Annotated in this window: 24 protein-coding genes, 1 other RNA gene and 1 pseudogene; 20 read left to right on the top strand and 6 right to left on the bottom strand. The window is 56.3% G+C overall.

Annotated features, from left to right (window positions below; all coding sequences use genetic code 11):
* The 12 genes and pseudogenes from ACO6EE_RS07490 to grcA all read left to right on the top strand — a co-directional run.
* A pseudogene (locus tag ACO6EE_RS07490) lies at nucleotides 1–205 on the top strand (MFS transporter); the annotation flags it as partial.
* A 104-nt stretch (nucleotides 206–309) separates the two neighbouring features.
* On the top strand, nucleotides 310–1,689 hold the full coding sequence (locus ACO6EE_RS07485) for a NarK family nitrate/nitrite MFS transporter (RefSeq protein WP_485960331.1): 1,380 nt from the start codon (nucleotides 310–312) through the stop codon (nucleotides 1,687–1,689).
* 188 nt (nucleotides 1,690–1,877) lie between these two features.
* Complete coding sequence (gene moeA / locus ACO6EE_RS07480) at nucleotides 1,878–3,104, top strand: molybdopterin molybdotransferase MoeA (protein ID WP_485960330.1); 1,227 nt, start codon at nucleotides 1,878–1,880, stop codon at nucleotides 3,102–3,104.
* Nucleotides 3,105–3,179: 75 nt separating this feature from the next.
* Entirely contained in the window at nucleotides 3,180–3,809 is a 630-nt protein-coding gene (locus ACO6EE_RS07475) for a class I SAM-dependent methyltransferase (protein ID WP_485960328.1), read from the top strand.
* A 214-nt stretch (nucleotides 3,810–4,023) separates the two neighbouring features.
* Nucleotides 4,024–5,010 carry a GTP 3',8-cyclase MoaA gene (moaA, locus tag ACO6EE_RS07470; RefSeq protein WP_485960327.1) on the top strand — a complete coding sequence of 329 codons (987 nt, stop codon included), beginning with the start codon at nucleotides 4,024–4,026 and terminating at the stop codon, nucleotides 5,008–5,010.
* Nucleotides 5,011–5,532 (top strand): molybdenum cofactor biosynthesis protein B, encoded by a 522-nt coding sequence (gene moaB, locus ACO6EE_RS07465; protein WP_485960326.1) that lies wholly within the window; start codon nucleotides 5,011–5,013, stop codon nucleotides 5,530–5,532. It abuts the gene before it with no gap.
* A 14-nt stretch (nucleotides 5,533–5,546) separates the two neighbouring features.
* Nucleotides 5,547–6,152 (top strand): molybdenum cofactor guanylyltransferase, encoded by a 606-nt coding sequence (gene mobA / locus ACO6EE_RS07460; protein ID WP_485960324.1) that lies wholly within the window; start codon nucleotides 5,547–5,549, stop codon nucleotides 6,150–6,152.
* 125 nt (nucleotides 6,153–6,277) lie between these two features.
* Entirely contained in the window at nucleotides 6,278–6,751 is a 474-nt protein-coding gene (gene moaC / locus ACO6EE_RS07455) for a cyclic pyranopterin monophosphate synthase MoaC (RefSeq protein ID WP_485960333.1), read from the top strand.
* Nucleotides 6,735–6,989, top strand: a complete 255-nt coding sequence (moaD, locus tag ACO6EE_RS07450) for a molybdopterin converting factor subunit 1 (RefSeq protein ID WP_064083996.1) — start codon at nucleotides 6,735–6,737, stop codon at nucleotides 6,987–6,989. The genes moaC and moaD overlap by 17 nt, the downstream gene beginning before the upstream one ends.
* A 1-nt stretch (nucleotide 6,990) precedes the next feature.
* Entirely contained in the window at nucleotides 6,991–7,437 is a 447-nt protein-coding gene (locus ACO6EE_RS07445) for a molybdenum cofactor biosynthesis protein MoaE (protein WP_023887187.1), read from the top strand.
* Between the two features lie 437 nt (nucleotides 7,438–7,874).
* Nucleotides 7,875–8,213 carry a cupin domain-containing protein gene (locus tag ACO6EE_RS07440; protein ID WP_485960323.1) on the top strand — a complete coding sequence of 113 codons (339 nt, stop codon included), beginning with the start codon at nucleotides 7,875–7,877 and terminating at the stop codon, nucleotides 8,211–8,213.
* An 83-nt stretch (nucleotides 8,214–8,296) separates the two neighbouring features.
* Complete coding sequence (gene grcA / locus ACO6EE_RS07435) at nucleotides 8,297–8,686, top strand: autonomous glycyl radical cofactor GrcA (RefSeq protein WP_049257642.1); 390 nt, start codon at nucleotides 8,297–8,299, stop codon at nucleotides 8,684–8,686.
* 245 nt (nucleotides 8,687–8,931) lie between these two features.
* On the opposite strand, the gene glmU is transcribed toward grcA, so the two are convergent.
* A complete protein-coding gene (gene glmU / locus ACO6EE_RS07430; RefSeq protein WP_485960321.1) occupies nucleotides 8,932–10,302 on the bottom strand; it encodes a bifunctional UDP-N-acetylglucosamine diphosphorylase/glucosamine-1-phosphate N-acetyltransferase GlmU in 1,371 nt (456 codons plus the stop codon).
* Between the two features lie 94 nt (nucleotides 10,303–10,396).
* Nucleotides 10,397–10,666 carry a hypothetical protein gene (locus ACO6EE_RS07425; RefSeq protein WP_485960319.1) on the bottom strand — a complete coding sequence of 90 codons (270 nt, stop codon included), beginning with the start codon at nucleotides 10,664–10,666 and terminating at the stop codon, nucleotides 10,397–10,399.
* Nucleotides 10,667–10,864: 198 nt separating this feature from the next.
* On the opposite strand from ACO6EE_RS07425, the gene ACO6EE_RS07420 reads away from it, so the two are divergent.
* Both ACO6EE_RS07420 and ACO6EE_RS07415 read left to right on the top strand, forming a co-directional pair.
* Nucleotides 10,865–11,329 carry a DUF2189 domain-containing protein gene (locus ACO6EE_RS07420; protein WP_485960317.1) on the top strand — a complete coding sequence of 155 codons (465 nt, stop codon included), beginning with the start codon at nucleotides 10,865–10,867 and terminating at the stop codon, nucleotides 11,327–11,329.
* On the top strand, nucleotides 11,299–11,463 hold the full coding sequence (locus tag ACO6EE_RS07415; protein ID WP_485960315.1) for a hypothetical protein: 165 nt from the start codon (nucleotides 11,299–11,301) through the stop codon (nucleotides 11,461–11,463). The genes ACO6EE_RS07420 and ACO6EE_RS07415 overlap by 31 nt, the downstream gene beginning before the upstream one ends.
* Before the next feature lie 78 nt (nucleotides 11,464–11,541).
* Here the strand turns inward: ACO6EE_RS07415 and ACO6EE_RS07410 are convergent, their stop codons facing one another.
* Together ACO6EE_RS07410 and ACO6EE_RS07405 are read right to left on the bottom strand one after the other, a co-directional pair.
* Nucleotides 11,542–12,972, bottom strand: a complete 1,431-nt coding sequence (locus tag ACO6EE_RS07410) for an MFS transporter (protein ID WP_485960313.1) — start codon at nucleotides 12,970–12,972, stop codon at nucleotides 11,542–11,544.
* A gap of 113 nt (nucleotides 12,973–13,085) precedes the next feature.
* Nucleotides 13,086–13,736, bottom strand: a complete 651-nt coding sequence (locus ACO6EE_RS07405) for a pyrimidine 5'-nucleotidase (RefSeq protein WP_485960312.1) — start codon at nucleotides 13,734–13,736, stop codon at nucleotides 13,086–13,088.
* 306 nt (nucleotides 13,737–14,042) lie between these two features.
* Here ACO6EE_RS07405 and fba point away from each other — a divergent pair, with 306 nt between their 5' ends.
* The 5 genes from fba to ffs all read left to right on the top strand — a co-directional run bounded on the left by fba (nucleotide 14,043) and on the right by ffs (nucleotide 17,949).
* On the top strand, nucleotides 14,043–15,110 hold the full coding sequence (gene fba / locus ACO6EE_RS07400; RefSeq protein WP_003824241.1) for a class II fructose-bisphosphate aldolase: 1,068 nt from the start codon (nucleotides 14,043–14,045) through the stop codon (nucleotides 15,108–15,110).
* 299 nt (nucleotides 15,111–15,409) lie between these two features.
* Complete coding sequence (metX, locus tag ACO6EE_RS07395) at nucleotides 15,410–16,558, top strand: homoserine O-succinyltransferase MetX (RefSeq protein ID WP_485960310.1); 1,149 nt, start codon at nucleotides 15,410–15,412, stop codon at nucleotides 16,556–16,558.
* Entirely contained in the window at nucleotides 16,545–17,126 is a 582-nt protein-coding gene (gene metW, locus ACO6EE_RS07390) for a methionine biosynthesis protein MetW (RefSeq protein ID WP_485960308.1), read from the top strand. The genes metX and metW overlap by 14 nt, the downstream gene beginning before the upstream one ends.
* 222 nt (nucleotides 17,127–17,348) lie before the next feature.
* Nucleotides 17,349–17,627 (top strand): hypothetical protein, encoded by a 279-nt coding sequence (locus tag ACO6EE_RS07385; protein ID WP_003824246.1) that lies wholly within the window; start codon nucleotides 17,349–17,351, stop codon nucleotides 17,625–17,627.
* A gap of 224 nt (nucleotides 17,628–17,851) precedes the next feature.
* Nucleotides 17,852–17,949: signal recognition particle sRNA small type (ffs, locus tag ACO6EE_RS07380), an RNA gene on the top strand.
* 78 nt (nucleotides 17,950–18,027) lie between these two features.
* Here the strand turns inward: ffs and ACO6EE_RS07375 are convergent.
* The gene (locus ACO6EE_RS07375; protein WP_023887177.1) at nucleotides 18,028–18,222 is read right to left on the bottom strand and encodes a hypothetical protein; all 195 of its coding nucleotides are present in this window, start codon (nucleotides 18,220–18,222) and stop codon (nucleotides 18,028–18,030) included.
* Nucleotides 18,223–18,398: 176 nt separating this feature from the next.
* Nucleotides 18,399–19,274: a ribosome small subunit-dependent GTPase A gene (gene rsgA, locus ACO6EE_RS07370; RefSeq protein WP_485960306.1), complete on the bottom strand. Its 876-nt coding sequence runs from the start codon at nucleotides 19,272–19,274 to the stop codon at nucleotides 18,399–18,401.
* A gap of 132 nt (nucleotides 19,275–19,406) precedes the next feature.
* Here rsgA and dxs point away from each other — a divergent pair, with 132 nt between their 5' ends.
* Nucleotides 19,407–21,287: a 1-deoxy-D-xylulose-5-phosphate synthase gene (dxs, locus tag ACO6EE_RS07365; protein WP_485960304.1), complete on the top strand. Its 1,881-nt coding sequence runs from the start codon at nucleotides 19,407–19,409 to the stop codon at nucleotides 21,285–21,287.
* The last annotated feature ends 169 nt before the right edge of the window (nucleotides 21,288–21,456 follow it).

The raw sequence follows: 21,456 nt of genomic DNA, 5'->3' as shown, positions 1-21,456 counted from the left end.
CGACGACTACCCGAACGACATCGGTACGGTATCCGGCATCGTTGGCCTGGCTGGTGGTTTGGGCGGCTTCCTTCTGCCGATTATGTTCGGTATGTTGCTCGACCTCACCGGTATTCGCTCCACCACCTTCATGCTGCTCTACGGCACGGTGTGTGTATCGCTGATTTGGATGCACTTCTCTTTCAAAGCCAAACGCGATCAGTAATCCGCTTAAAGGCTACCTGAAAACTGCGCAGTGGTTTTTCAGGTAGCCTCCACGTTAAAAACGTGCTCGCAAAAGCTGAACACTTACCATATTAGGAAAATGATATGTCTCACTTAATTCAAGACTGGCGGCCGGAAGATCCCGAATTCTGGCAAAGCACCGGCCGTAAAATTGCGCGGCGCAATTTGTGGATTTCTATCCCTGCGCTGTTTTTAGCGTTTGTTATGTGGCAGGTATGGAGCGTAACCATCCTTAATCTGCCCAATGTTGGCTTCAATTTCAGTAAAGACCAACTGTTCTGGCTGGCTGCATTGCCCGCCTTATCTGGCTCTACCTTGCGCGTGTTCTATTCCTTTATGGTACCGATTTTCGGCGGCCGCAAATGGACTGCGATTACCACCGCCAGCCTGCTGTTGCCCGCTATCGGCATCGGCTTTGCCGTGCAAGACCCGAATACCAGCTACAGCACCATGGTGATTCTTGCCCTGTTGTGCGGTTTCGGTGGTGGTAACTTCTCTTCCAGTATGGCCAACATCAGCTTCTTCTTCCCCAAAGCAGAAAAAGGCAGTGCACTTGGTCTGAATGCCGGTTTGGGTAATCTCGGCGTATCTGCCGTGCAGTTCATCGTGCCGCTGGCCATTACCGCCGGCCTGTTCGGCGCGTTAGGCGGCGAACCGCAAACCATGATGAAAAACAACGAAACCGTGCAAATCTGGCTGCAAAATGCCGGTTTTGTGTGGGTGCCGTTCATTATCTTGGCCACTTTGGCGGCTTGGTTTGGCATGAACGACTTGGCCAGCGCCAAATCCAGCTTCAAAGAGCAATCTGTGATTTTCTCACGCAAGCACAACTGGATTATGTGTATCCTTTATTTGGGTACGTTCGGCTCTTTCCTCGGATTCTCTGCCGGTTTCCCATTCTTGATCAAGCTGCTGTTTCCGGAGGTTAATCCCGCCAAATTTGCCTTCCTCGGCCCCTTGGTAGGCGCGCTCACCCGTTCTGCCGGCGGTTGGGTGTGTAAAAAACTCGGTGGCGGCGCACGCACCACGCAGGTGGTGTTCGTGGGCATGATTATCGGCGTGCTCGGCGTATTGATGTTCTTGCCGACGAACGGCCATGGCAATTTCCCTGCCTTCTTTGCCTGCTTTATGGTGCTGTTTGCACTCAGCGGTATCGGCAATGCTTCCACTTTCGTACAAGTACCGCTGATTTTCTTGGGTTTCCATCAGAAATTTGCCGATGCCGGCCAAATCACCCAAGAACAATGCGTACAAAATGCCAACCGCGAAGCCGCCGCCGTTATCGGGTTCACCGCCGCATTTGCCGGCTATGGTGGTTTCCTGATCCCGAAAAGCTTTGGTACTGCGCTCTCTCTTTGGGGCAGTGTGAACGGAGCCTTGATCGGCTTTATCCTGTTCTACATTATCTGTGCCGGGTTGAACTGGTGGTACTACGCCCGTAAGAACGCCGAAGCCAAGTGCTAAAACGGCAGGCTACCTGAAAATGCAAAACAGGCTTTCAGGTAGCCTTTTAATCACTTAATAGCTAAAGCATCAGCTTCTGCCTGCATTGGTTTGTTTTGCTACCACCCATATTGGTTGCAGTTCGCCAACTGGCAGGAGGAGCAGCACACACTCATCTCTTTATATTTTTGATAATAAGGAATCTATCCATGGCCCTTACCCCCGTTCACGAACTGCAAGCGCTGATTCACGCCAAAATCGCCGCCGTGCAAAAACCGCTGGATACGGAAACCGTGCCGCTGGTGTCGGCAGTGGGGCGTGTGCTAGCGCAGGATGTGGCGGCGGCGGTGAATATTCCGCCCGCAGATATTTCCGCCATGGATGGCTACGCCCTGCCCGTGGCCGCGGCGGCGGGCAGTGAATGGAAAGTAGTGGGCGAATCGGTGGCCGGGCAGCCGTTTTCAGGTAGCCTGCCTGCCGATGGTTGCGTGCGCATCATGACCGGTGCAGTGGTGCCGGCAGCTTGCTCCAGCGTGGTTATTCAAGAAAACGTGCAATTGCAAGACGGCGTGATCCGTTTGGAAAAAGACGCGGCCGAGGGCGGCAATATCCGCCGCCGTGGCGAAGAAATTGCGGCGGGCGATACTGTGTTGCAGGCAGGGCGGATTCTGCGTCAGGCCGATATCATGCTGCTGGCCGCCCTGGGCTATGCCCAAATCGAAGTGCGCCGCAAATTGCGTGTGGCCGTACTCTCCAGCGGCGACGAACTGCTCGAACCGGGCACAGCCGACAACCGTACCGACCGCATCTACGACAGTAACCGCTATATGTTGATGGCGCGACTCGCGCCCCTGCCGGTGGAAGTGATCGACTTTGGCCAAGTGGCCGACCGGCTGGAAGATGTGCTGAAGATGCTGAACAAAGTTATTAATCAGGCAGATGTGCTGATTACCACCGGCGGCGTATCCGTGGGTGATTACGACTTCATGCGCGAAGCCGTGGAGCGCGTGGGCAGCATTCATCACTACAAGGTCGCCCTCAAGCCGGGCAAACCCTTCGTGTTCGGCCAAATCATGACTACTTGGTGTTTCGGCCTGCCGGGCAACCCGGTGTCCGGTTTTGTGGGCTTTGATATTTTCCTCAAATCCGCCCTGTGGCAGCTGTGTGGCGCAGCCGAAATCCCTCAGCCCGTGCGCTTTACGGCCAAACTGGCCGAGCCGGTGAAGAAAAACCACAGCCGCACCGATATTCAGCGTGGTATCATCAGCCGACAGGACGACGGCACTTGGTTGGCCACCCCCTGCGGCAGCCAGGATTCGCACCGTATCTATCAGGTGAGCCGCGCCAATGCCTACATCGTCCTCCCCGCCGAAAGCGGTTCGCTCGAAGCAGGCCAAACCGTAACCGTGCAGCCCTTTGATGGCGCGTTTTTATAAGGCTCGGGAAACGGTACAATACGATTTTCAGGTAGCCTGAACCCCCGCCCGTCCAATCCTGCAAGGAGACCGCACATGAGCCAAACCGAATGCCAAGCCTTTTGGAACAGCCGTTACCAAGCCACTGACTATGCTTACGGCAAAACGCCCAACGCCTTTTTCCGAACACAGTTGGACAAACTGCCCGCAGGCAAAATCCTGCTGCCCGCCGATGGAGAAGGGCGCAACGGCGTGTATGCGGCAACGCGCGGCTGGGACGTAACCGCGTTTGATTTGAGCCGCGAGGGCAGGCGCAAAGCCGAAGCTCTGGCAGCAGAGTGCGGCGTATCCTTGCGCTATCTGGTCGGTACGCTGGACGAAATGGATTTTCAGGCTGCCTCGTTTGACGCGCTGGCTTTGGTATTCGCCCACTTTGCGGCAGAGCAGAAAACCGCGCTGTACCGCGAACTGCTGCGCCTGCTCAAACCTGGCGGCACAATTATTTTTGAAGCATTCAGCAAAAACCATTTCGCGCTGGCGCAGCAAAACCCCGCGCTCGGCGGCCCGAAAAGCCCCGACATGATGGCTTCTGCAGACGAAATCCGCCGCGATTTTGCCGATTGCGAAATCCTGCTGCTGGAAGAGACGCTGACAGAATTGCACGAGGGTTTGTTCCACAACGGCATGAGCAGCGTGGTGCGGTTTGTCGGGCGAAAAAGAGCCTAAGTTGATACCGGCTGAAAACCTAACCCGTTTTTTGCCTCCATAGCAAACCGTATGGTGCATGGCTCCACCTATGCACTCGGTTGCCAAACGCAAAGACAGCCAAGGCTACCTGAAAGCCAAAAAAGCCGTCTGAAAACCAAAAAGGCTGCCTGAAAACGTGGTTTTAACGAACTTAAAACCCAAAACAACCACACCGCACACCAAAGCCCCCACCATGACCGACACCCGCCCCCTCACCGACCCCTACCAACGCCGCCTCAGCTACCTGCGCCTCTCGGTAACCGACCTGTGCAACTACCGCTGCACCTACTGCCTGCCCGACGGCTACCAAGGCAAAGCCAAGCCCGACGAACTTACCCTGCCCGAAATCGAAACCTTGGTAGGCGTGTTCGCTGCGGCCGGCACGCGCAAAATCCGCCTCACTGGCGGCGAGCCCACCCTGCGCCGCGATCTGGTCGACATCATTGCCGTGTGCAAGGCCAACCCCTTGATTGAAAACGTGGCGCTCACCACCAATGCCTTCCGCCTGGCGCAGCTCTTCCCCGCTTATCGTGCTGCCGGGCTGGACAAAATCAACATCAGTATCGACAGCTTCGACCCGGACGTATTCTTCGAGATTACCGGCAAACGCGAATGCACCAACATCCTGCGTGCACTCGACAACATCCTGGCCGAAGGCTTCTGCAACGTTAAAGTCAACACCCTGTTGCTGCGCCGCTATGCCGAGCGCACGCTGGCCGATGCGCTCGATTTCGTACGCGAGCGCCCGGTAACCTTGCGCTTCATTGAATTGATGCAAACCGGCGACAATGGCAGCTTCTTCAACAGCCAGCACCTCTCTGCCGCCGAAATCGAACGCGGCTTACAGGCGCAAGGTTGGCAGCTGTTGCCGCGCCAGCCGCACGCAGGCCCTGCGCGCGAATATTTTCACCGCGATTTCTCCGGCAGCATCGGCTTTATCGCTCCCTATAGCGAAGATTTCTGCAAAAGCTGCAACCGCCTGCGCGTGACTGCCCAAGGCAAAATGCACCTGTGCTTGTTCGGCGGCATCGCCTATGACCTGCGCCCCTATCTGCGTGAGGGCGATGCCGAGGGCCTGCGCCGTTACCTGCATCAAACCATCGCCGAAAAACCCGAACACCACTATCTGCACGATAAAAAAGTCGGCCTCATTACCAACCTTTCCATGACCGGAGGCTAAATGCACCACTCCGCACCCGAATTCCGTCCCTTCCGTATCCACCTGCTCACCGTAACCGACACCCGCAGCCCCGCCGAAGACGGCAGCGGCAACTATTTGGCCGAAGCCCTGCAGGCCGCCGGCCACGTGTTGCACGCGCGTGATTGGTGCCGCGACGAGCGCTACGACATCCGCGCCATCGTTTCCGCCGCCATTGCCGAGCCGCAAACTGATATCGTGCTGATTACAGGCGGCACCGGCATGTTCGAGCGCGACATCACCCCCGATGCGGTGGAAATCCTGTTCGACAAAACCATTCCCGGCTTCGGCGAAGTGTTCCGCGCCGTGTCTTTGCAGGAAATCGGCATGTCCACCATCCAGTCGCGTGCCGTGGCTGGTATCGCTAATCGCACGCTCATCTTCTGCCTGCCGGGTTCTACCGGTGCTTGCCGTACCGCTTGGGAAAAAGTCATCGCCCCGCAGCTCGACCCGCGCATCAACAGCTGCGGTTTCACCCGCGTGTTCAACGCTTGGGGCAAGTGAGTAAACCCGGCCTCATGGAGATTGCTACCGAGCCGCTGTTGATTTTATGCGGCGGATTCAGCAGGCGGATGGGTCGCCCCAAGCCGCTGTTGCCGTTTCGCGGCGTGCCGCTGATTGAGCGCCTGGCCGCGGCGGCAAACCGGCCGCTGTGGATTGCTTCGGCCGGACAGCGTTTCCCCAATCTCCCCCCCGCGCTATACTTGCCTGATGCCCTGCCCGAACGGCAGGGCGCCTTGTCCGCCATTCTGCCCGCACTCGAGCTGGCGGCCGAACAAGGCCATGCCGGCATTTATGTGCTCTCCTGCGATACCCTGCTGCTGCCCGGGCAAGTGGCAAGCTGTTTGCAACAGGCGCGAAACAGCGCGGCCTGGCAACAGGGCGTGGCCGCATTGAGCGGGGGCGGGCGGGATTATCCGCTGCTGGCACATTGGTCTGCCGCCCTGGCCGCCCCGCTGCGCCAATACGTGGAAAGTGGACAGCGCCGCGTAACCGCCTGGCTGCAAACCGTGCCGTTTGCTGTTGCGCCGCTGCCGGATGAATGGCTGCCGCTGTGTAACTTCAACACGCAGCCGGAGTTTGAGCGGGCTGTGGAGCAGGCGGAGCGGCTGTTAGCGGGTTGAAATGCACATTTTCAGGTAGCCTCATTATCCGCATCAAGCCAAAAGTAATATAGAAAGGCTACCTGAAAACCGGTGGTATAGTTTTCAGGTAGCCTCCAATAGTTTATTTCCCCTTCAAGGATAAAATTTTGCTGACTCATTTAGATCAACATAGCCGCAGCAGCATGGTGGACGTGGGCGACAAAGCCGTCACCCGCCGTGTGGCCGTGGCTGCCGGGCGGGTGGTATTCCCGCCGGAAGTGTATGCCCAAATCCAGGCGGCCAACGGGCAAACCGCCAAAGGTGCGATTACCGAAGTGGCGCGGTTGGCTGGCATCATGGCGGCGAAAAATACCGCCGGCCTGATTCCGCTGTGCCATCCGATGATGCTGGAGCGCTGCAAGCTGGAGCTGGAATACGATGATGCCACACACGGCCTGAATATCCGAGCCGAAGTGGCCGTGAGCCATAAAACCGGCGTGGAAATGGAAGCGCTTACCGCCGTATCCGTGGCCGCGCTCACGGTGTACGACATGACCAAAGCCCTGAGCCACGACATCCAAATCCAAGACATCCACCTAATACACAAATCCGGAGGCAAGCATGAGTTCAACCGTTGAAATCACCGTGCTGTATTTCGCCGCCCTGCGCGAACAGGCGGGCAAAGAGCAAGAAAAAATCCACGTCGCCGAGGGCTGCACTGCAGCGGCCTTATACGAACAACTCTCGCAGCAATACCGCTTCACTCTGCCGCAGGAGCGCGTGCGCGCGGCGGTAAACCATGCGTTTGCCGATTGGTCGCAGCCGATTGCTGCCAATGATATTGTGGCCTTTATCCCACCGGTGGCAGGAGGCTGAAATGTTTGATTTGACCGAACAAGCGATAGACAGCCAAGCCTTGCGCCAACAGCTTTTAAACAACGAGCAATGCGGCGCCTTCCTCAGTTTTGAAGGCTGGGTGCGCCGCCAAAACGACGGGCAGCGCGTAGATTATTTGGTATACAGCGTATATGAAGAACTGGCGCGCCGGCAAGGGCAGGCCGTGATTGAGGAGGCTAAACGCCGCTTCGGCCTAGAAGCAGCCGTGTGCGTGCACCGTTACGGTCGGTTGGAAGTGGGCGATATGGCGGTGTGGGTGGGCGTAACCGCCGGCCACCGCGACATGGCCTTCGCCGGCTGCCGTTATATTATAGATACGGTGAAAGCCGAAGTGCCGATTTGGAAACAGGAATTCTACAGCGGTCAAGTCGTTGCCGCGTGGCTGGACAATCAAACGGCCGACGCCAAGCGTCAACTGCTCAAATAACGCTTGGCAAGTATTGAAGAGGCTACCTGAAATTTCAGGTAGCCCTTTTGCATGAGTTTAAAAAGAGACATGTTAGTGTGTGGAGCTAAGTTTACATGCTGAAGTTTATAGGCTACCTGAAAACAAAATAGCCTGATTTTTAGGTAGCCTTTTATTTTATGTGGTTTTTTTAATCAAATGCAGCCAGCTATGCTAATTTGAGGTCAACTAAAAATTGAGAAAGATCAGTAAAATCTGTAAAATAGCGGTAGATAGCAGAATAGAGCAGCAGCTTGGGAGTACTGTTCACATCATTAATTTTGCCCTGATCCGCTCCAGCTTGGCTGCTGATGCATTTTCTGCTGAGATTGATTTAAAATCGAACATTTGCCGCATTCCAACGGCCTATCGCAGCATCTCCCGGCCTTGGCGGCATCCGGATTCTCAGGAGAAATACCATGCGAGGCTATCAACTAGACCCATACCAACCTGTAGGCGGCGTGATTGCGGAGGATGCCGACCAGCAAATCGTGCAACTCAACCTGCAAAAAGGCAACGAAGTGCCGCCCTACTCCGCCGAAGCCATCATCACCATCACCGTGCTCTCCGGCTCGGTGTGCCTGAAAACCGAGCAGGGGCAGATTGATTTGCAGCCGATGACCCTGGCGCGGCTCGAGCCGCATGAAACCCATGCCCTGGTGGCCTTGGAAGACAATACTTCCGTGCTGGTGGTGAAACAGCTGTGTTACCACGCCCTGCTCAACCAAAAACTGCGCTTCGGCCGCTGCTGCGTTTAACCGTTTTTGCACCGTATTGCCCGGCAATGCGGAATTATTTTAAAACCATAGCTTTACAACACAACTCTTGGAGATGAATCATTATGATTAAAGGTATTCAAATTACCCAATCCGCCCAACACCCCGCCTTGGTGCACTCTTTCTGGCTGTTGGACGACGAAACCCAGCAGGCACGCTGCCTGTGCAGCAAGGACGAGCATTTTGCTGCCGACCAAATCGTTGCCCTGAGCGATTTGGGCGATGTGAGCTACCAAGAAGTGGCCGTAGACAGCTACATGCGTCCGAAAGTGGAAGGTGGTCAGCACCTGAACGTGAACGTGATGAGCCGCGAAATGCTGGAAGACGCAGCTGCCAACCCCGATAAATACCCGCAGCTCACCATCCGCGTATCCGGCTATGCCGTGCGCTTCAACTCCCTCACGCCCGAGCAGCAGCGTGATGTGATTACCCGCACCTTCACGCAGCATATGTAAGCCGGAATCACAACACAGCCCCGCCGTTTCAGATGGCGGGGCTGGTTTTTTTGCGGGGCATGAAATAGATAAGGGTAGGGCTGCGAGATAAGTGAAATCAGTTCCGGTTTTGCTGAACCATGACCAAACAGATTTCAGGTAGCCTGATTCGGATACGGGAAGGCTACCTGAAAATTCAAAATGGTTTGATTATGTGGACCAAATTTTTCAGGTAGCCTGATGTCGCCGAAGCTTTATGCTTCGGCTTATTTTTTCTCTTTTCCCGGTCGTATCCAGCCCGGGATAGTGGTTTGGCGGGCGCGGGTGAGGGTGAGTTCACCTTCGGGGCAGTTGCGGGTGAGCGTGCTGCCGGCGCCAGTGGTGGCGCGGTGGCCGATGGTAAGCGGGGCGACCAGCATGTTGCCGGAGCCGATGCGCACTTCGTCGCCGATAACGGTTTGGTGTTTGTGTACGCCGTCGTAGTTGCAGGTGATGGTGCCGGCGCCGATGTTGCTGCGGCTGCCGATTTGCGCGTCGCCGAGGTAGGTGAGGTGGTTGGCTTTGCTGCCGCGGCCGATGATGCTGTTTTTCACTTCCACGAAGTTGCCGATGTGCACTTCGTCGGCCAAATCGGCATTGGGGCGTAGGCGGGCGAAGGGGCCGATGCGGGCGCTGCTGCCAATGCGGCAGTTTTCAAGGTGCGAGAAGGGTTCGATAACCGTGTTGTCGCCGATTACCGCGTTTTTAATCACGCAGTTGGCGCCGATGGATACGTTGTTGCCGAATTGGTTGTCGCCTTCCAGTACCACGTTCACATCAATCACCACATCTTGGCCGTGCCGAAGGCTGCCGCGCAGGTCGAAGCGGGCCGGGTCGCGCAGGGTGAGGCCGGCTTGGAGCAGGTTGTGCGCCTGTTCACGCTGGAAGATGCGTTCGAGCTCGGCGAGCTGGACTTTGTTGTTTACGCCGGCAGCAAGGAAGGAGGAGGCTACCTGAACGGGATGCACGGCTACGCCGTCGGCGCAGGCAAGGGCGATAACGTCGGTGAGGTAGTATTCGCCTTGGGCATTGTTGCTGGAGAGGCTGCCTAGCCAGCGGGCAAGGTGTGCGTTGGGCAAAACGAAAATGCCGGTGTTGGTTTCGCGGATGGCTTTTTGCTCGGGCGTAGCGTCTTTTTCTTCCACAATGGCAGCCACTTGGCCGTTGGCCTCGCGGATGATGCGGCCCAGCCCGAAGGGGTTGGGCGGGATGTCGGTGAGCAGGCCGATTTCGCTGCCGGCGGCCTGTAGCAAATCTTCCAAGGTGGCACGGTTAATCAGCGGCACGTCGCCGTAGAGCACGAGGGTGTGGCCGGTGTTGCCGAGGTGCGGTAGGGCGGTTTGCACGGCGTGGCCGGTGCCGAGCTGTTCGGTTTGCTCCACCCAACGGATGCCTTCGCGCTGCACTTGCTCGCGCACCTGCTCTTTGCCGTGGCCGATGACTACGTTGATGCTTTGCGGGTTGAGGCTTTGCGCGGTGTTGATAACACGCTCGAGCATGGTTTGGCCGCCGATGCGTTGCAGCACTTTGGGCAGGGCGGAATACATGCGGGTGCCTTTGCCGGCGGCGAGGATGACGATATGGAGGGGCTGGTGCATGGGCGGGCTTTCTGGAAACGATTTCGTTGAAATGATGGTTTTCAGGTAGCCTGCTTGGGGCTACCTGAAAAAAAGAGGATTCAAACTGCCGAGATTAATGGCTGCTTGGCGCTTCGGGCACGCTGTCACCGCTCCAAGTGGTGCGCGGCACGCTGTGCTGGTGTTGTTCGCGGGTAACAGGCACGGGCACGGGGCGGTATTCGTTGTAGCGTTGGTCGCGGGCGAAAGTGCCGTCTTGGTATACCACGGGCGTGCCCGGGGCATAACGCTGGCGCAGGCCGGTTTTGCCTTGTTGGTCTTGGTAGGTTTCCCAAGTGCAGGCGGAAAGGGCGAGGAGGGCGAGCAGTAGAACGGCGGGGCGCATGGCTTTATCCTTTTTCTGTTGTGAGACGGGTGTTGCTTTTGCTGCCAATTATAACGCGAACAGCCGGGGGCTGGCTGTAAGGCTACCTGAAAAAGGGAAAATGGATTTTCATTCAGGTGAATCTTATGTTTTCAGGCGGCTTTTTATACTACAATTCGCGCGAATTTAAATTGGCATCAAGATAAAGGGAATAAGGATATGCATGAGAGGAAAGACAAGCGCTATGCGCCGCCGTTGAGCATAGCTGAAGAAACGGTGTACACGGTGGGCGGGCAATATTTGGCTGTGGCCAGCTCGTTATCGCCGAGGCGGGCATTTGTTTGGTTTGGGGCGGCTTGGGCTTTGTTTCGGCAGCGGGCCGGTTGGTGGTTTGGGCTGGTGTTGGCTTGGACGATACTGTCGTATATTTTGGCTGCTGCGATGCAGGCATTTATCCCTTCAGTTATTCCTTTTTTCCCTGCCGTGCGAGATTTTGCCGCCGTGTTTGCCATGGCGGGGGTGGCTTATGCGGCAGAACGGGTGGAGCAGCAAGCCCGTATTAATTGGCGTGCCAGTTTGGTGGTGTTGGTGCGGGGTGCAGGCGCATTGGTGCTACTGGGTTTACCGGCTACAGCAACGGCGGGCAGGAGTTGGTGGCTTATCTGCCGGGCAGCCGTTCGGTGAATTATTTTGTGGCACAAATCCCCGCGCAGGCAGATGCGGCGGCTGTGGAAACCGCTATGCTGGCTTTGGCAGCCAGCTACCACGAGCGGCAGTCGTGCCCGCCGTGCCGTGGCGAAGGATGTGCGGCGGAGTGATGATGTAATAAGCAAAAGGCTACCTGAAACGAACTTTGTGAGTTTTCAGGTAGCCTTTTGCTTTGTTGACCATGGATGTTAATCGCTGCTTTTGCTGTGCGGCTTGAGCCGGTAGGCACAGACGATGGTGAGAATACCGACGGCGAGAGCGAAGCTCATGCTCAGGTGGATGCCGTTGAGCATGGCTTGCTGCGGGCTGCTGCCGCTGGAGAGGCGCTCGCCGATGTTGGTGGTGCCCACAAAGAAGGCTGCGCCGATGGCGCCGGCGATGGGGTTGATGGTGGTGATGATGGCGGCGCCGTGCGGGTTGAGGTGTTTGGGCAGGGCGTTGAGGCCGTGGGTTTCGCCGGTGATGCAGGCGGATACGGACACGGCCATCAGGGCGAACATGGCGGAGAGGGCGGTGGTTTGGGTGTCGATTTTCAGGTAGCCCCACAATACGGCCAGGGCGGCGGTGAGCATAATGGTGGCGGGCAGCACCACGAAGCGGCCGCCTTTTTTATCCAGCAGTTTGCCAAACAGCGGGGCGGCCAAGGCCTGGGCAATGCTGGCTGGCATGAGGATGAGGCCGGTGGCGGTGCCGGAGAGCAGCAGCACTTGCTGGGTGTAGATGGGGATCATCAGTTCGAGGCCGAGGAAGAGGAAGCCGGCGCAGGCGAGGATGGCGAGGCAGAGGCTGAATTGTCGGTATTGCAGGGCACGCAGGTTTAGAAGCGGCGTGGCGATGTGGAACTGGCGGCGCACAAACCAGCCGATGAGCACCACCGAGCCGGCCAACAGCAGCACGAATTCGGCCAGGGGCAGGCTGGCGAAGTTGCTGCAGGCATATACCAAGCCGCCGAAGCCGCCGATGGAGAGCAGGGCGGAGGGGATGTCGATTTTGGGGCGGGTGATGGGGCTGAGGTTGACGCTGAGATATTTGCCCACGAGAAACATGGCCACGAGCATAAACGGCGCGGTGGCGGCGAAGAGTACGCGCCAGTGGGTGTGGTCGATGATGATGCCGGAGAGGGTGGGGCCGAGTGCGGGGGCGGCGGTAAACATCATGGTAATCACGCCCATAGTCGTGCCGCGCCGGTTGGGCGGGAAGATATTGAGGATGCCGTTAAACAGCAGCGGCACGAAGAAGGCGGCGGATACAGCCTGCACCATGCGCCCGACCAGCAGCACGCCGAAGTTGGGCGCCAGAGCACAAATCAACGAACCGGCGAGGAAGGTGGCTTGGGTGATGAGCACCATTTTGCGGGTTTCAAACCATTGGATAACGCCGGCGGTAATCGGCGTGAATGCGCCCATCACCAGGAGAAAGCCGGTGGTGAGCCATTGGGCAGTGGTTTTGTCGATGTGGAAATCGCGCATGATGGGCGTGAGCGCCACGTTGAGCAGGGTATCGTTCAAGTAGCCGAAGAAGGCGCCGATAAAGAGCGTGGCCACGATGGTTTTGGCGGGGAAGCCGGGGCGGTCGACGAAGTATTCGTGTTGGGTGTCGGCAGAATCGGTGTGTTGCATAGGGCGTTCTTCCTTGTTATTCGATTATGGCCAAGAGGCTACCTGAAAGCGTGAGCTTCGGCCGGACTACGCAGGCTACCTGAAATCCAGTATTGGAATGTAAGAGCCAGATTTTACCTGATTTCTCCAGCCAGAGCCTGCAGCTCGCGCATATCGCGGACGATATGGTCGGCACAGGGCTGCGGTTGAGCACGGCTGCCGAACCACACCGTGCGCATGCCCAAAGCTTTGGCCGCTTGCAGATTGGCCGGGCTGTCGTCCACCAGCACGCATTGCTGCGGCGGCACAGCCAGTGCGGCGCACACCAGATGGAAGGCTTGCGGCTGCGGCTTGTAGTGCAGGGCAAGGTCGTCCACGCCGAATAGGGCTTCAAAATGGCTGCCCAGCCGCATGGCTTCGATCAGGGCGCGCACATAAAATGCGGGGCCGTTGGAAAACACGGCTTTGCGGCCGGGTAGGGCGGCGAGCGCGGTATCGATGTGTGGCATCGGCTGCAAGGCGGCGATGAGTTCGGGCAGATGGTGGCTTTGGCGCAGGAATTCGGCGGGGCAAACCTGCGGATGGTTCTGCTGCAAACCGCCGAGCGTGGCGCCGTAGTGCCGCCAATAGTGTTCGCGCAAATCGGAGGCTTCGGGCAGGCTCAGGCTCAGTTTGAGTGCCATGAATTCGGTCATGCGGCGGTTGATGAGGCGGAAAATGCCCGCATCGGCGCGGTGCAGGGTATCGTCTAGGTCGAACAGCCAAACGGGCTGGGAGGGCGGCATGAGGCTACCTGAAAAATAAAGAACCGAATTATAGTGAATTAAATTTAAACCAGTACAGCGTTGGCTCGCCTTGCCGTAACGTGTGTACTGTCTGCGGCTCGCCGCCTTGTCCTGATTTTTGTTAATCCACTATATATAGCTGCTGCAAATGAGTATTCTACTGCTTTGCCCGCCTTGCAATGCCTGCCGCTGCGGCCTGCTGCCATGCCCAATTTGAATTGGAGGAACTCACACTCCCGCCATCGGGGCGGTTTGCTGCTATAATCTAGTAGATTTTCACAACCAATTATCATTCAGGAGATTGCTATGGCTCTGGTATCCATGCGCCAGCTTTTAGACCACGCCGCCGAACACGGCTACGGCCTGCCCGCTTTTAATGTGAACAACTTGGAGCAGATGCGCGCCATCATGGAAGCGGCCGACCAAGTGAACGCGCCCGTTATCGTGCAGGCTTCCGCCGGCGCGCGAAAATATGCCGGCGCCCCCTTCTTGCGCCACCTGATTTTGGCGGCAGTGGAAGAGTTTCCGCATATTCCCGTGGTGATGCACCAAGACCACGGCGCCTCGCCCGATGTGTGTCAGCGCTCTATCCAGCTTGGCTTCTCCTCCGTGATGATGGACGGTTCGCTCCTGGCCGACGGCAAAACCCCGTCTTCCTACGAATACAATGTGGACGTTACCCGCACTGTGGTGAACTTCTCCCATGCCTGCGGTGTGTCGGTTGAAGGCGAAATCGGCGTATTGGGCAATTTGGAAACCGGCGAAGCGGGCGAAGAAGACGGCGTGGGCGCAGTGGGCAAATTGAGCCACGACCAAATGCTCACCAGCGTGGAAGATGCCGTGCGCTTCGTAAACGACACCGGTGTGGATGCGCTGGCGATTGCCGTGGGCACCAGCCACGGCGCCTACAAATTCACCCGTCCGCCCACAGGCGACGTGCTGCGCATCGACCGAATCAAAGAAATCCACGCCGCCTTGCCGAACACGCATATCGTGATGCACGGCTCCAGCTCGGTACCGCAGGAATGGCTGAAAGTAATCAACGAACATGGCGGCGGCATCGGCGAAACCTACGGCGTGCCGGTGGAAGAAATCGTGGAAGGCATCAAACACGGCGTGCGCAAAGTGAACATCGACACCGACCTGCGCCTGGCCAGCACAGGGGCAATCCGCAAATTCTTAGCCGAAAACCCCGCCGAATTCGACCCGCGCAAATACCTGGCCAAAACCATCGAAGCCATGAAAGGCATCTGCCTGGCCCGCTATCAGGCCTTCGGCTGCGAAGGCATGGCCAGCAAGATCAAACCGATTTCGCTGGAAAAAATGGCTACCCGTTATGCCAAAGGCGAGCTGAACCAAGTGGTGGCGAAGTAATATGGCGGATGAAATTTAAATCGGGATAAGGCGGCGAGCCGCAGGCAGTGCGCGCGTACTGCCAGGCGAGCCAATGCGATATCGGTTTAAATGTAGCCTGCTATAGCTTGAGTTGAATGATGCAACAGGCTACCTGAAATGTGTTCAGGTAGCCTGTTTGGTTTGGAGCAAGAGGCTACCTGAAAAATCAGCAGAGCAGCCCAAAAGCAGTTTCAGGTAGCCTTTCCTTATTGCCCACCATGAATTTCCCCGCCTCATCCGCTATAATCCGCATAAATTAATCACATCAATTTCTATCTATGAACCCACCCGCTTCCGTGGGCATCGTTACCCCGCAAACGATTGCATTCGAACAGCCCTTTGCCCTGCAAAACGGCGACACGCTGCCGCGTTTTGATTTGATTACCGAAACCTACGGCACACTCAACGCCGATAAATCCAACGCTATCCTGATTTGCCACGCCCTTTCCGGCACTCACCACGTGGCCGGCCGACACCATCCGGACGACAAACACCCCGGCTGGTGGGACAACATGGTCGGCCCCAATAAACCGGTGGATACCAACCGCTTTTTCGTGGTCGGGCTCAACAACCTGGGCGGCTGCGCCGGCAGCAGCGGCCCGTTGAGCACCAACCCCGTCACCGGCAAGCCCTACGGCTCGGATTTTCCGGTGGTTACCGTAAAAGATTGGGTGCGCTCACAGGCCATGCTGGCCGATCATTTCGGCATCAAACAATGGGCGGCGGTGATGGGTGGCAGCCTCGGCGGCATGCAGGCCTTACAATGGACAATCGACTTCCCCGAACGCGTCCGCCACGCGCTAGTGATTGCTTCTGCGCCCAAATTGTCCACTCAAAACATCGCGTTTAACGACGTGGCTCGCCAAGCTATCCTCACCGACCCTGACTTCCATGAAGGCCACTATGCCAGCCGCCAAGCCGTGCCCCGGCGCGGCCTGAAGATTGCCCGCATGATGGGGCACATCACTTATCTGGCCGAAGACGGGCTGGGCAAAAAGTTCGGCCGTCAAATGAGGAGCGGCGAGCTGCAATACGGCTATGGAATTGAATTTGAAGTGGAAAGCTATCTGCGCTACCAAGGCGATAAATTTGCCGACCGCTTCGATGCCAACACCTATCTGCTCATGACCAAGGCGCTGGATTATTTTGATCCTGCTGCCGATTTCGGCCACAGCCTGCACACCGCGCTCTTGGGCGTGCAGGCCAAATTCTTTGTGGCCAGCTTCAGCAGCGACTGGCGTTTTGCGCCGGAACGTTCGCACGAATTGGTGAAAGCCCTGATTAGCGCGGAAAAAGACGTGCAATACATCGAAATCGAATCTTCCCACGGCCACGATGCCTTCCTGATGGAGGACGAACCATATTTAAAGGCTGTTCGCGCCTATATCGACAATATCCACAAGGAGTTGGCGCATGAATCTGCGTGACGACCTGCAACTGATTTACGACTGGATTCCCGCCGGCAGCCGTGTGCTGGATTTAGGCTGCGGCGACGGCGAGCTGCTGCACGCCCTAGTGCAACACAAAAACTGCAAGGGCTACGGCGTGGAAATCGACACCAATAGCGTGATAGCCGCCATCGCCCGCGGTGTAAACGTGATTCAAGCTGATTTGGAGCAGGGTTTGCAGGCTTTCGGCGACGGCAGCTTCGATGTGATTGTGCTCAGCCAAACCATCCAGGCCATGCAAAACGTGGAAACCATCCTGCGCGACCTCACCCGCGTGGCTAAAGAGGCGATTGTTACCTTCCCCAATTTCGGCTATTGGCGCAACCGTTTTCAGGTAGCCTTCGGCGGGCATATGCCGGTGAGCGAGCGTATGCCCTATGACTGGTACGATACGCCGAATATTCATTGGTGTACCCTCAGCGATTTCGACCGCCTGTGCGCGAAAAACCGCATCCGCGTACTGGAGCGCGCGGTGATGACCGGCGGCCGGCGTGTATCCTGTCTGCCAAACTTAATGGGCAGCCTGGCGTTTTATCGTGTGGGTTGAATGATGGATTTGTTCTTATAGTTCAGTCTGTTGTATTTATTGTTGGAGAAATTGTTTACAACATACCTAATTCGCCATTTGTTTGATTTAAATCAAAAGTATCTGCCCGCAGGCAATAGCATCGCCTGCGGGCAAAACGTATAATCAAATTAAAATTTTTATATATTTATAATCAAATTAGATTTTTTATACATTTTTTAATGTAAAGGGAGAGAAGGTAGTATGTTGCGCAATTTTTCAGACAAATTTTCCGGGAACGACGACAAAGGTGACTTTGAGTTGCACTGCCTGATGATGATTATTGAAGATCCGGCACGCCGCCAATGGGCAGCACGCTTGAAAATTACCAAAAAATACGATGTTAGCAACGCCCGCACCACATTATTGGAAAAATTTGAAAAAGGGTTTGAAAAAGAACATGATGCCCAGCTGTTCGTGTTGGACGAGCTGGATGAGTTTCCGATATTCCGTGTTAAGGTGTTGGAAGGTTTCCGACAGTAATTGGGCTGTTGGTTTATATAACAAGGCTACCTGAAAGCTGGATTAGGCTTTCAGGTAGCCTTTTGTGTGTGAGAGTTTTATATTTGCGCTAGCAGGCAATAGCAGGCTACCTGAAACACTGTAGTAGCTGAGTTTGCAACCATCAGTTGTGCCTGTTGAGGCTGCCTGAACATGATGCCGTCTTGGCAAAACTCTTGCAGCTCCGTATAATCCGCACTTCTTATGGCGGGTCTCCCCGCATGCAGGTTTGGGGCAAGGGGTCAGGTGCGGAAGCAAGCAGCCCACCCTGAATTCAGCAGTGCCGGGGCTCCGGCTCGCCACCTCATATAAAAACCGCTCCAGTATCATGCCGGAGCGGTTTTGCTATATGACTGAATAGCTGAGGCCTTTCAGCAAGAGCTTATTTGTAAAAACGCTCGATAGAGTGAATTTTAAATGCGCTCACTTGACATTTGTCGGCCACGAATTTTTTGAATTCGGCCTGGTTCAGATAGCGCACTTCCTCGCGCGGCAGCTGTAACACAACTTGACGGTTTTGGTTGCTGTTGATGGCATCAGCAATGGTTACAACATAGTTGGTGGTCTTTTTTGGCATAATTACTCTCTTTAAAGCTGTTATTTTTTAGTGCAAACAGATAAATCATTAATGTTATCTGATAGATTGCTTTTGTGAAAATGGTAAATTATCTATCCTGATTGCGCAAGGTTCAGGAGGGTAAAGATATGCAGGGCTATGTAAATACAGTCGTGTCGGTAAGCGGCCTTAGAGGGCTACCATTTCTTCATGGATAGTTCATCAGTCAGCTGTTGCAGAAGCTGCAAGCGGTCTGCACGGATATGGCCGGCTTCGACAGCAGTTTTGATGGCGCAGCCGGGCTCTTGTCGGTGGCTGCAGTTGTGGAACCGGCATTGGCCGATGAAGGCGCGCATATCGGGGAAGTAGTGGGGCAGGGAGGATACCTGAAGATGGTGCAGGCCGAACTCCTGCAGGCCGGGGGAGTCGATGATGCGGGCGGTTTCGTTTAGGTCGTAGAGCTGGGCGTGGGTGGTGGTGTGTTTGCCGGAATCGAGGGCGCTGGAGATTTCATTGGTGCGGGCAATGCTTTGGCCGAACAGGGCGTTAATCAGAGTAGATTTGCCCATGCCGCTTTGGCCCAACAGGATGCTGGTGTGCCCATTCAACACTGGCAGCAGGGCGTCGGCATCTTGCATGGCGCTAACAGGCAGCACAGGGTAGCCCAGGCCTTCGTAAAACGCCAGTTTGCTGCGCCATTGTTCCGTTTCCGGCAAATCGGTTTTATTCAACACAATTACTGCGCCGATATCGGTCGCTTCTGCCGCCAACAGGGCGCGTTGTAATAGCAGCTCGCTGGGCGTAGGTACGGCAGCCAGCACGATCAGCAGCTGGCTCACATTGGCGGCAATCAGCTTGGTTTTCCAGGCATCTTGCCGATAGAGCAGGCTGCGGCGCGGCAGGAAATCTTCAATCACTGCCTGCTCGGCATTCAGCGGCGTGATGTGTACTTGGTCGCCGCAGGCGAAGTCTACCCGCTTTTTGCGGGTGGTGGCTTCGAAGGTATGGCCATCGGCAGTGCGCACGATAAAGCGGCGGCCGTAGCTGGTGATGATTTGGGCAGTGTCGGTCATGGCAGTGTGCCGGATAGGAAAGCGTCATCATAGCAAGGATTGGCGTGCTGATGCCAATTTGCCTGCCGTACCGGGCAGAATGGCTATATAATCCGATTTTATTTATCCCGACCAACAGGGAATCGACCCACCATGACTACCACGCCGCTTCTCGATACCATCGAATATCCGCAGGATTTGCGCCGTTTGCGCGAAGATCAGCTGCCGCAGCTGGCCGCCGAACTGCGTACTTTTCTGCTCGACAGCATCAGCAAAACCGGTGGCCATTTCGCCAGTAATCTAGGTGCGGTGGAGCTGGCTGTGGCATTGCATTATGTGTATGACACGCCTAATGATCACTTGATTTGGGACGTAGGCCACCAAAGCTATCCGCACAAAGTGCTCACCGGCCGCCGCAACCGTATGCACACCATGCGCCAATACGGCGGCCTGGCCGGTTTCCCCAAACGTAGCGAATCGGAATATGACGATTTCGGCGTTGGCCACTCCTCCACTTCCATCGGTGCGGCATTAGGCATGGCGGTGGCCGATAAGCTTTCAGGTAGCCCCAATCGCAGCGTGGCCGTGATCGGTGATGGAGCTATGACGGCCGGCCAAGCGTTTGAAGCGCTGAATAATGCCGGCGACATGGATACCGATCTGCTGGTTATTCTTAACGACAACGAAATGTCGATTTCTCCCAACGTGGGCGCTTTTCCCAAATATCTTGCCGGCAGCCAGGGCAAAGACTGGCGCGATACGCTGCGCAGCATCAAGCATAAATCTGAAAAAGTGCTCGACAAACTGCCCGGCGCGTTGCACATCGCGCAGAAAGTGGAGCAGCGGCTGAAAAGCGTGCTCGACGGCTCGCGCATCCGTCCCGATTCCCTGTTTGACAACTTCGGCTTTACCTACACCGGCCCGGTGGACGGCCACGACGTGCGGCAGCTGGTGGCTGTGCTCAAAGAAATGAAACAGCGCAAAGGCCCGCAGCTTTTGCATGTGCTCACGCAAAAAGGGCAGGGCTACAAGCTGGCTGAGAACGATCCGGTTGGTTTTCACGCCGTGGGCAAATTTAATCCCGACCAAGGCCCGGTGAGCGGAGGCGCTGCTCCGTTGAGCTACACCCAGATCTTCGGCCAGTGGGTATGTGACCAAGCTGCCGCAGATGGCAAATTGGCCGCCATCACCCCCGCCATGCGTGAAGGCAGCGGATTGGTGGAATTTGAGCGACGCTTTCCCGAACGCTATTTCGATGTCGGTATTGCCGAGCAGCACGCCGTTACCTTTGCGGCCGGCCTAGCCTGTGGCGGCATCAAGCCCGTGGTGGCAATTTACTCCACCTTCCTGCAACGAGCTTACGACCAGCTGGTGCACGACGTGGCATTGCAAAACCTGCCGGTATTGTTCGCCATCGACCGCGCCGGTATCGTTGGTGCCGACGGCCCTACTCATGCCGGTGCCTACGATTTGAGCTTCCTGCGCTGCATCCCGAATATGGTGCTGGCTGCCCCCAGCAGCGGCGAAGAATGCCGCTTGTTGCTTTCCACTTGCTACGCGTTGGATTGCCCCACTGCCGTACGCTATCCGCGCGGCGCCAGCGGCAGCACGGCAATCGACAGCGGCTTGGATACCGTGCCGGTAGGCAAAGGTGTGGTGCGGCGGCAGGGCAGGGGAACTGCCGTGTTGGCTTTCGGCAGTATGGTGCAGCCTGCGTTGCAGGCAGCCGAACGGCTGGATTTAACTGTGGTCGATATGCGCTTTGTGAAACCGCTGGATGAAGAATTGATTGCCGATTTGGCCGCCACCCACCAGCGGCTGGTGTGTATTGAAGAAAACGCCGTACAAGGCGGAGCCGGCAGCGCGGTGTTGGAAGTGTTGGCCAAACAAGGTTGCCATTTGCCCGCGTTGCTATTGGGCATCGAAGACATCGTTACCGACCATGGAGATCCGGCCATTCTGCTAGACGACTTGGGATTGGGCGCCGAGAAACTGGCGGCACGGATCGAGACATTTGCACAATCAGTGAGCTGAGTGTAGCTATCGTAATATGAGATGATAGTGAAAAGGCTACCTGAAAGCTTTCAGGTAGCCTTTAATTGTCTTTAATAACAGGATTAAATTGTTTTTTGAAGTTGGATGGGGCGTTAGCCCGAAATTTTCCGCCGTGTGCCGCCCGTGTGTTTCTGCCTATATTTTGTGC

The sequence above is a fragment of the Eikenella sp. genome, assembly GCF_057315495.1.
The sequence above is the reverse complement of the archived record's forward strand: the minus strand, read 5'-3'. Positions and strand labels throughout refer to the sequence as shown.

Bases quoted from the DNA above. Each gene is read 5' to 3' on its own strand.
- glmU (WP_485960321.1), bottom strand. From the start codon at position 10,302: ATGCACCAGCCCCTCCATATCGTCATCCTCGCCGCCGGCAAAGGCACC.
- ACO6EE_RS07410 (WP_485960313.1), bottom strand. From the start codon at position 12,972: ATGCAACACACCGATTCTGCCGACACCCAACACGAATACTTCGTCGAC.
- ACO6EE_RS07475 (WP_485960328.1), top strand. From the start codon at position 3,180: ATGAGCCAAACCGAATGCCAAGCCTTTTGGAACAGCCGTTACCAAGCC.
- moeA (WP_485960330.1), top strand. From the start codon at position 1,878: ATGGCCCTTACCCCCGTTCACGAACTGCAAGCGCTGATTCACGCCAAA.
- moaD (WP_064083996.1), top strand. From the start codon at position 6,735: ATGAGTTCAACCGTTGAAATCACCGTGCTGTATTTCGCCGCCCTGCGC.
- ACO6EE_RS07375 (WP_023887177.1), bottom strand. From the start codon at position 18,222: ATGCCAAAAAAGACCACCAACTATGTTGTAACCATTGCTGATGCCATC.
- ACO6EE_RS07485 (WP_485960331.1), top strand. From the start codon at position 310: ATGTCTCACTTAATTCAAGACTGGCGGCCGGAAGATCCCGAATTCTGG.
- ACO6EE_RS07405 (WP_485960312.1), bottom strand. From the start codon at position 13,736: ATGCCGCCCTCCCAGCCCGTTTGGCTGTTCGACCTAGACGATACCCTG.
- grcA (WP_049257642.1), top strand. From the start codon at position 8,297: ATGATTAAAGGTATTCAAATTACCCAATCCGCCCAACACCCCGCCTTG.
- ACO6EE_RS07385 (WP_003824246.1), top strand. From the start codon at position 17,349: ATGTTGCGCAATTTTTCAGACAAATTTTCCGGGAACGACGACAAAGGT.
- ACO6EE_RS07425 (WP_485960319.1), bottom strand. From the start codon at position 10,666: ATGCGCCCCGCCGTTCTACTGCTCGCCCTCCTCGCCCTTTCCGCCTGC.
- metW (WP_485960308.1), top strand. From the start codon at position 16,545: ATGAATCTGCGTGACGACCTGCAACTGATTTACGACTGGATTCCCGCC.
- rsgA (WP_485960306.1), bottom strand. From the start codon at position 19,274: ATGACCGACACTGCCCAAATCATCACCAGCTACGGCCGCCGCTTTATC.
- fba (WP_003824241.1), top strand. From the start codon at position 14,043: ATGGCTCTGGTATCCATGCGCCAGCTTTTAGACCACGCCGCCGAACAC.
- mobA (WP_485960324.1), top strand. From the start codon at position 5,547: ATGGAGATTGCTACCGAGCCGCTGTTGATTTTATGCGGCGGATTCAGC.
- moaA (WP_485960327.1), top strand. From the start codon at position 4,024: ATGACCGACACCCGCCCCCTCACCGACCCCTACCAACGCCGCCTCAGC.
- ACO6EE_RS07445 (WP_023887187.1), top strand. From the start codon at position 6,991: ATGTTTGATTTGACCGAACAAGCGATAGACAGCCAAGCCTTGCGCCAA.
- ACO6EE_RS07440 (WP_485960323.1), top strand. From the start codon at position 7,875: ATGCGAGGCTATCAACTAGACCCATACCAACCTGTAGGCGGCGTGATT.
- metX (WP_485960310.1), top strand. From the start codon at position 15,410: ATGAACCCACCCGCTTCCGTGGGCATCGTTACCCCGCAAACGATTGCA.
- dxs (WP_485960304.1), top strand. From the start codon at position 19,407: ATGACTACCACGCCGCTTCTCGATACCATCGAATATCCGCAGGATTTG.
- ACO6EE_RS07420 (WP_485960317.1), top strand. From the start codon at position 10,865: ATGCATGAGAGGAAAGACAAGCGCTATGCGCCGCCGTTGAGCATAGCT.
- moaB (WP_485960326.1), top strand. From the start codon at position 5,011: ATGCACCACTCCGCACCCGAATTCCGTCCCTTCCGTATCCACCTGCTC.